Annotated in this window: 8 protein-coding genes; 4 read left to right on the forward strand and 4 right to left on the reverse strand. The window is 63.6% G+C overall.

Annotation, left to right across the window (positions count from 1 at the left end):
• Positions 1 to 656 precede the first annotated feature (656 nt).
• Both AC1DWT_RS48875 and AC1DWT_RS48880 read right to left on the reverse strand, forming a co-directional pair.
• A complete protein-coding gene (locus AC1DWT_RS48875) occupies positions 657 to 827 on the reverse strand; it encodes a hypothetical protein (RefSeq protein ID WP_181450178.1) in 171 nt (56 codons plus the stop codon).
• 137 nt (positions 828 to 964) lie between these two features.
• Entirely contained in the window at positions 965 to 1711 is a 747-nt protein-coding gene (locus AC1DWT_RS48880; RefSeq protein ID WP_283541006.1) for a glucose 1-dehydrogenase, read from the reverse strand.
• A 164-nt stretch (positions 1712 to 1875) separates the two neighbouring features.
• On the opposite strand from AC1DWT_RS48880, the gene AC1DWT_RS48885 reads away from it, so the two are divergent.
• The 3 genes from AC1DWT_RS48885 (at position 1876) to AC1DWT_RS48895 (ending at position 4247) form a co-directional block, all read left to right on the forward strand.
• Positions 1876 to 2490 carry an acyl-CoA-like ligand-binding transcription factor gene (locus AC1DWT_RS48885; RefSeq protein WP_477926027.1) on the forward strand — a complete coding sequence of 205 codons (615 nt, stop codon included), beginning with the start codon at positions 1876 to 1878 and terminating at the stop codon, positions 2488 to 2490.
• Between the two features lie 388 nt (positions 2491 to 2878).
• Entirely contained in the window at positions 2879 to 3778 is a 900-nt protein-coding gene (locus AC1DWT_RS48890) for an alpha/beta fold hydrolase (protein WP_477926028.1), read from the forward strand.
• A 298-nt stretch (positions 3779 to 4076) separates the two neighbouring features.
• The gene (locus AC1DWT_RS48895) at positions 4077 to 4247 is read left to right on the forward strand and encodes a hypothetical protein (RefSeq protein ID WP_477926029.1); all 171 of its coding nucleotides are present in this window, start codon (positions 4077 to 4079) and stop codon (positions 4245 to 4247) included.
• Between the two features lie 125 nt (positions 4248 to 4372).
• On the opposite strand, the gene AC1DWT_RS48900 is transcribed toward AC1DWT_RS48895, so the two are convergent.
• The gene (locus AC1DWT_RS48900) at positions 4373 to 4705 is read right to left on the reverse strand and encodes a hypothetical protein (protein WP_477926030.1); all 333 of its coding nucleotides are present in this window, start codon (positions 4703 to 4705) and stop codon (positions 4373 to 4375) included.
• A 485-nt stretch (positions 4706 to 5190) separates the two neighbouring features.
• Between AC1DWT_RS48900 and AC1DWT_RS48905 the strand changes: the two genes are divergently transcribed.
• Positions 5191 to 5655 (forward strand): helix-turn-helix domain-containing protein, encoded by a 465-nt coding sequence (locus AC1DWT_RS48905; RefSeq protein ID WP_477926031.1) that lies wholly within the window; start codon positions 5191 to 5193, stop codon positions 5653 to 5655.
• 251 nt (positions 5656 to 5906) lie between these two features.
• On the opposite strand, the gene AC1DWT_RS48910 is transcribed toward AC1DWT_RS48905, so the two are convergent.
• The coding region (locus AC1DWT_RS48910; RefSeq protein WP_477926032.1) for a PDDEXK nuclease domain-containing protein at positions 5907 to 6460 on the reverse strand (554 nt) is incomplete at its 5' end.

The following is a 6460-nucleotide window of genomic DNA, read 5'->3' on the forward strand; positions in this document are numbered from 1 at the left end:
ACACATCGGTGTCGGGGCGAGCCGAACCGATCGCCGCTTGTGCTCCTCAGGTCGTGGTTGGAGGCGTATGACTGCGATACGACCGCCGATTAAGGAACAATATTTGTCGACCGAATCGTCTTAGACAGAACTGTCGGCCCTCCCGGCGTAGCTGCGACGAACCCAGTTTCTCTTGGAAAGTACCAACCGGTGACCGAGTCCGCGACCAGCACCATGACCAGCACGGTGGTGGCCAGGTCAGGTGTGCAGCGACGTCAAGGAGACGTATGCCCCTCGTATCAAGGGCGGTAGTCAGGGCAGTCCGCCGTGATTCGAGGAAGCACCAGCGGTGCCTGTTCTCCTCTCGACCAAGATCGAAGCCGTGGTAGGCGCCGGTCACCACGGGAAGTGCGCACGGTACCCTGGCTAGGCGATGTCCTCGCCGTGGAGGAGGTTGTTGGTGCCGACACCGATCCACGCCGGGGCAGGTCTTCATAGCGAACTGGCGCGGCCAGAGGGGAACGTGCACAGGATCCGGTGGTCGCCGACTGTGTGGCTCGGTCATGCTCTCTGCGACGCCGTTGATGCGGCGGAGCAGGCGACAGCGGCATGGACTTGCGGTTACCGCCGAGCCACGGTTCCTGTCGGGTGCACCTTTGAGTTGGACGCGGCGTGATTTACAGCGTCGATTGACGAGTGCAAGTAGCCACATTGTGTCCGGTTTTTGCGCAGTCTTCGCCGCCCGGTCGTGCACCCGCAACAGCGTTTGTGGATTCTTCGAGCAATACATAACCCCCGAAGCCAATCCCGGTCAGCGTGAGCATTGCTGCAAAGAGCTTGTCGAGCATGGGGCATCGTCTCCTTGACACCGGATTTGACAACCTGAACGGCTCAGATCCCGAGCACAGGCAGTCCGCTCCGCATCGTTCCTGCATGCCGTGACGGGGTAATGATGTCGCCGTATGACCGAACCGAGAATTGGTGGTCAGGAGGCGGTCAAGCCGCCATCGATGACGTGCTCCATGCCGGAGATGTATGACGAGTCGTCACAGGCGAGGAACAGAACCAATTTCGACACCTCGTCGGGTTCGGCCATGCGGCGGATCGGGACCGAGTCCGCGATCCCGCCGCCGCTCTCGTCGGTGGCGGCCTCCATCATCGGAGTCTTGATGTAACCCGGATGGACGGAGTTGACCCGGATATTGTCGGGGCCGAATTGCACGGCAACCTGCTTCGTCATACCGCGGGAGGCGAACTTGCTGCCAACGTAGGCAAGGCTCGGTGCACCGACGATGGACACCATCCCTGCCGTCGACGAGATGTTGACGATGGTGCCGCCGCCTGCCCTCTTCATCGAGGGAATGACGGTCTTCATGCCGTAGAACTGCGAATGCTGGTTCACAGCAATGACTTTGAGGTAGTCATCCTCGCTGATCTCGACGACATCCTTAATCGGCCCGAGGATTCCCGCATTGTTGACCAGCACTGTGACGGGCCCGAAGGCCTCCTCGGTCTGGCGGACGACGTCGCCCCAGTCGCTGAGCGACGCGACGTCGTGCTTGAGAAACAGTGCGTCGGCACCGAGCTCGTCGGCAAGCTTCTTGCCTTCAACTTCGCTGACATCGGTCAACGCTACCTTCGCGCCCTCCTCGATGAACTTTCTCGCGTGCGCAGCGCCCATACCCTGTGCTGCTCCCGTGATGATGGCAACCTTGCCGTCCAATTTTCCCATGATCGTCGTACTCCTTCGTGCGGAAGCTCTCGTCGCCGCCCCCGAACTCGCCAGCGGCGGCTGTTTCGGAGGGCGTAGTGTTGGCTCGCTCACATTAGTGGGATTGAGTACCACAATGCAACGGCCCGGCAGAACTTCCTGCGCAGGGTGGCTACAGTGTGGGGATGCAGACGCCGCCACGCCGGAGCCCAGGAAGACCGTTCGCGGCTAATCGGGACGCGGTTGAGCGCGCCGCTCTCACTCTGATGCTGCGCGAGGGCTATGAACAAGTCAGCGTCGATGACATCGCACGAGAGGCGGGAATCGGCCGGACGACGTTCTTTCGCTACTTCAAGTCGAAGTCCGGCGTCGTGTGGTCCGCGTTCGACGACACAATCTCATGGCTGGCTGAAAATCTCACCGAAAAGCAGGAGCATCCAGGCGTCCTCGATGCCATTCGCGAAAGCATCGTCTTCTCCACCCGCTCGGCGATATACAACAGCGACGTATGGCTCGAGCGCTTCAGACTGCTCGACAGCAGCGCCGAACTCCGTGCCGACGCATACGACCACTGGGAACGATGGGCCTCCACGATCGCGACCTTCGTGGCTACTCGCACGGGACTTTCTCCGCGGGATGCCATCCCCATGGCAATCGCCGGCGCGGCCCGGGGCATGTTCCTCTCCGAACTCCGAAACTGGCTCAACACGGACGACGATCGTGAAGACATCCTCAACCGTCTCGACCACAACTTGAAAACAGTGTTCGCTGCGTTGAGCGGGCTGTCAGCAGAGCTCTGACGGGGACTGCTCAGTCGCCTGGACCGAGACCCTCCGCCGCGATGCGTCGCACGAACACCTTTGCTGGAAGACGCGGCCGTGCGACGCGTGCAAGCTATTTGAGTTGGCGCCAGCATGCGAAGTCGGGACGGACGGTTAGCGAATCGCGAATTCGCGGTTAGCGAATCGGGAGCGCGCCGTTGATCCAGCGAGTCGGTCCGATCGAGTCCTTGCGGTCCCCGTCACGGTCGCGATGGGCCAGCCAACCTCACGGACACCGACGGCAGTCGGCCGAAACAGACCAAACCGATGTTAATACGTCAGGTAAGGAGGAGTGCGGGTGAATCATTGTTCACACGTGGTGCAACATGGTGTCAAAGCTCAACTCGATAATGTTGGTGAGGAAACTATGGATCCTGTAGTCACACAGTTCGAATTCCGCGGTGACGGTGTCACGCTCGCCGCCGACCGGTGGGACCCACCGGCGAGGGGTGCCGGCGGGTCGGGTGTCGACAGGAAAGGCGTGGTGCTGTTGCTGCACGGCGGCGGGCAGACTCGGCATTCCTGGCGCAATACCGGACGTAGCCTCGCGGCGGACGGCTGGTCCGCCATCGCTGTGGACGCACGCGGGCATGGGGACAGTCAGTGGGCACCGGACGGGGATTACGGCATCGATGCGTTGGTCGCCGACCTGACCTCGATCGTCGGCGAGCTGGGGGAGAAGCCGGTACTCGTCGGTGCCTCGATGGGCGGGATGACGTCGTTGATCGGGCATGGGGAGAACCCGGAGCTTGCTCGCGGTCTGGTCTTGGTCGATATCGCACCGAAGGTCGAAACCAGCGGCACCGCGGAGATCATGGCCTTCATGCGCAGCGGCCTCGAGGGTTTCGCGAGTCTCGACGACGCTGCTGCGGCGATCGCGGCGTACACCCCGAACCGGGTCCGCAAGCCCAACCCGCAGGGTTTGCGCAAGAACCTCCGCCTGCGCGACGGCCGCTGGTACTGGCATTGGGACCCGGCGTTCCTTCGCCAGGGCGACGAACCGACTCGCCAAGCCGACTCGATCGTGCGCTACGAACGCGCCCGGGCCGCCGCGGTCGCGGTCACCGTTCCCACGATGCTCGTGCGGGGCAAGCAATCCCATGTGGTCAGCGAAGAAGGCGCCAAGGAGCTGCTCGAGCTGATCCCGACCGCCACACTGATCGACGTTGCCGGGGCCGGCCATATGGTCGCCGGCGACGACAACGATGTCTTCAGTGGCGGGTTGAAGGGTTTTCTCGACAACGACGTTGTCGCAGCGCATCACTGAAGGCGCGAGACCCTCGAAATAACCGGCCATGGGCTCAACCGGCTCATCCCGGATCTGCATCCGTGCAGGTTGCATCGGCGAACCGGATTCGCTGCGGAATTGGTCGCTGTCCGACCGAATGCCGCAGGGTCCTTCCTCTCGTGCCGTGTGCCAAGTGCTCGATGTCAGCGCGAAGCCCTCGCGCGCCCTCTCGGCTATAGAAGCCCGAAATAGTCTGTGAGGTTCCGGTATTCGACAATCTCACTGAGCCGGTCAGCCCGCAGTTCTGATCACCACCCGCTCAGGGCGGGATGAGAACATGGGCGACCAAACTGCAGGAGACCTCGAGCGTGAACTCGCCATGCTCGCCTACGTGTGCGACCGTCTCCGTGCTTCGGCGGGCACGGAGGTCGGAATCCCGACCCCCGCGGTCGACCAGGTTCTCGATGAGCTCAACAGTCTCGAACGATCACCGGGGGATCCGACATGATTCCGCCCGTGCAGCGCCCGAGGCCCTGGCCCCGAAGGAATCACCTGTCAGCTTGGGGCGGCGGTGACAGGATGGTGCGGGTCAATCCGGATGTCGACCGGACTTGCAGCGGCTACGTGCGCGGTTCATAGCTGCGCCAGCATGGGAAACAGGGCGATCGCGGAGACGGTAATCCCCGCGGCGCCGGCAACGACGCCCAATAGGGCACGCAAGGATGCCGCCTCGTCGTCGGCCACCGCGGACCGCGACGTGGCGACGGCGCCGCAGACCACCGCGGCCACGCCCAAGAGGAAGCCGAGTCCGACCACCCAGAACGCCGCCACGGACAGCGCTCCCAGGATGATCGACAGGGCGGGCAACCGGGAACCATGCCGCTTCCGGTTCTCGTTGCCGGTGCCGTTGGCGGAGGAACTCATGTGGTTGTCGGCGCGGGGGCTGCGGGGGACGGCGGCGGTCATGATCCTCCTTCGTGCGGTCGACGAGTCGAGCCGGCGACGTGTCGGCGTTACGGGGACCGGGGGCGTCTTCGGGACTGTTCGGTCCACGAACTTGCGCGGCGGTTGTCGAGGCAGCGTCAGTGGTCGGATCGCCGCGACTCGGTCGGGGGTCTCCAGTTTGTGATCTGGACCCCATCAGAATTTAGCACTCAGATCGGGAGAGTGCTAACTCTTTTTGCTAAGTAATTTCTCCTCGGCGTCATTGATGAAGGCGTCCGAAAACCGGCATTGAGCGGGCAGGCCGGCGTCAGAGGATTGCGGGGTCGGGGTCGACGTCCCGGTGACCGCCTCGGCGGCCGGGCGGTTGATGTGGGGGTGCATCGAAGGGTGACGGACCAGAATGCGTCGAGGTCCGGTGAGATCGGCGATGGGGTGGACGGTGTCGGGTGGTGTGGGTACCGTGTAGTGGGATGATTCATCTTGAATCAATCGAGAAGGTGCTTGTCGTGGACATCATCGACCACAAGGCCGTGGCCGCACTCGATGCTGCGGCCGCCCGGCGCAGGGTCGCCGACCTCGATGTCCTGCGGGCGGTGGCCGAGGCGAACGCCGCCAACATCACCCAACGGGTCATCCATGAGCACATCGGAATCTCGCAACCGACGATTCATCGCATGCTGCGCACCGTGCTGGAGAACCCGGCCCTGCTCGACCGGACACCGACCGAGGTCATCGACCGCCGCACCGCCGACCAGATCAGCGATACCGAGATGATGCAGGTTCTGCTGGACTGGAAATTCACCTTCGGCCGGGTCCCGGTCAGCGGCGGGGTCTCGGCGGATGCGTACGAGCCCGGCAGCTGGAACGAGATCGAACGCGCCTACTACCGCGGACTGCTCACCGACGACGAGATCGGGCGGCTGATGGAACGAAACAAGGACGCCCATGAGAAGGCGGCACGGTCTGCGTGAACTTCCCGGATCCGCTGCGCGGCAAGGTCGCCGCGCAGCTCACCGCCATGTCCGTACCAGGTGGCCCGCTGGCACACCAAATCCGACACCAGCACAACAATCCGCTTCGCCGCCTCCCCTACCCGGCTGCGGTTCCGCCGCACCGGCATCGACCAGTATCTGGCACGGGACACCTGACGTGCGATGCCTCGCGAAGGTGCCCGCACCCTGCGTTGCAGAGCGTTCCGCCCGGCACCCAGGGGCGCAGGTGTTCAGCCGTCGGCTTCCGGTCCGGAAAGGGGGGTCTGGGGGTTGTGCGGGTGTTGGACGTCCCGGATGGCGTCGGCGAAGTCCGCGGCTGTCGGCATCGCGGGTCGAACGTCGGCGGGCAGGGACCGGTGCGTGGTGTAGGTGCTGACCGCGAGCGGCGAGTCCAGACCGCGAAGCGCGTATTCGACGACGACGTCGTCCCGGTCGGCGGCGAGGAGGATCCCGATGGTGGTGCCGTCGCCGTGCTCGGGTTTGCGGAGCAGGTCATCGACGGCGTTGACGTAGAAGTTGAGCTTGCCGATGTGTTCGGGCTCGGCGTGGCCGATCTTCAGCTCGAAGACGACGAAGCGGCGCAGGCCCAAGTGAAAGAACAGCAGATCGAGGTAGAAGTCGGAGTTGCCGACGGTGAGCTTGTACTGGCGTCCGACGAAGGAAAAACCACCACCGAGCTCGGTGAGGAAATGGGTGAGCCGACCGATCAGGGCATCTTCGAGATCGCGCTCGCTGTAACCGGCGTCGAGGCCGAGGAAGTCGAGGTTGTACGGATCCTGGAGGA

The sequence above is a fragment of the Rhodococcus sp. P4_B6 genome, assembly GCF_056402215.1.